At 33.1% G+C, this 1523-nt stretch carries 2 protein-coding genes; both read left to right on the top strand.

The genetic code is table 11. The features are described 5' to 3' along the window. The first annotated feature begins 275 nt into the window (after window positions 1–275). Window positions 276–821 carry a hypothetical protein gene (locus A6E06_RS12830; protein ID WP_065593342.1) on the top strand — a complete coding sequence of 182 codons (546 nt, stop codon included), beginning with the start codon at window positions 276–278 and terminating at the stop codon, window positions 819–821. A gap of 168 nt (window positions 822–989) precedes the next feature. Continuing rightward, complete coding sequence (locus tag A6E06_RS12825; RefSeq protein ID WP_017093963.1) at window positions 990–1481, top strand: GNAT family N-acetyltransferase; 492 nt, start codon at window positions 990–992, stop codon at window positions 1479–1481. The last annotated feature ends 42 nt before the right edge of the window (window positions 1482–1523 follow it).

Genomic DNA, 1523 nt, shown 5'->3' with positions numbered 1-1523 from the left:
TGCTACATTCGGCATTCTAGGTTTCTTTAAGTTTACCGTATTAAGTGGTAAATTTGAGCTTAATCTGCATAGTAGCAAACGTGTTATGCAGGCGTTATACGAGTTCGATTTTGATAGGAATACCGTTTTAATTTTAAATTGATTTATATCAATAAAGCTAATCAAATTAATCTAGACTAATGACACTAAAACGTAGATTATGCGACGCTTAATTTGATTACTTATTCATTTTGAAATGACAGTTCAAAATTTGAATAATACTTACGAGGCAACACATGGCGTACACTGTTGTATTAACAAAAAAAGTTAATGATATTGTTTTAAAAAAATCGATATCAGTTGGTTTTTCTTATTCGACACTAGTATTCGGAATTGGTAGCACATTATTTAAAAGAGATATAAAAGGAACTTTTGTATATCTTTTTTTAGCTATGATATTACTTATCAGTAGACTTTTTTTAGGTATGCAGGATTGGTTACTTGATTCTAACTCTGTTGGTTTCTTTATTGGTGCAGCTTTACCATCCATGATTTTTGATGCAATAAATCCATTCCTTTCATCTACCATTGCCTTTTTTGGGGCATATAATTCATTAGCTGTTGATGAAGATTATACCTATTTAGGTATTTATTATTTTTTAGCTTGTATTGCTGGCTATTTTGTAGCGTCAAAAACTAGTTTATGGCATTTAAAAAAATGGTTATCAAAGGGTTGGATTTTAGACTTAGATAATCAGCAAAGTCATTTAACTAAGTTACAGTTAGCAGATATAAAACATATATTAGCGGAAAATGATATTCATTTAGTTCAATACAATTAAATTGTGAAGACTTTAATCGTATAACAAATGCATCAACACGATTTGCTACATTCGGCATTCTAGGTTTCTTTAGGTTTACCGTATTAAGTGGTAAATTTAGGCTTAGTTTGCATGGTAGCAAACGTGTTATGCAGGCGTTATAAGCTTGTTTTAGTTCAAGGGGCTACAATGGATTGTCAGTTTAAACCAATAGATTTAGATGCCAATTTCACAGATTGCGTTCAGTTTCGTGAAGATTCCTATTTTTGTAGCTTTGGTACTTCTGAAGGCTACCTTGAAACGATTGGTCAAAATGGTGAGGCTTACTATGCCAAACTACTTTCTAGGCTTGGTTCACCTGAATGGGGTTATTTCCATTTATGGTCTGGTGATGAATTGATAGGGCAACTGGAGTTTAAGTCTCATTCTGAAATTGCAGGTTTTGGCTACATTCATCTGATTTATTTAGTCCCAACTTATCGAGGTTTAGGTCTTTCTGAAACCGTCCATAAATACCTAATCGAGCAATTGAAATTAATGGGCTGTAACGGTGCCGTATTATCAGTTAGCCGAGAAAATAAACGGGCAGTTAGCTTTTATCAAAAGAATGGTTGGCAGTATTGGAAACCTAATCACAATCATCAACTAACTGATTTCTTTAGCATTGAATTCTGCTTATAACAAATGCATCAACACGATTTGCTACATTCGGCGTTGTCAGTT

It is taken from the genome of Aliivibrio sp. 1S175 (assembly GCF_001690985.1).
Taxonomy (GTDB): Bacteria; Pseudomonadota; Gammaproteobacteria; order Enterobacterales; family Vibrionaceae; genus Aliivibrio.
Note: the sequence above shows the minus strand (reverse complement) of the source record. Positions and strands in the feature narration are given on the sequence as shown.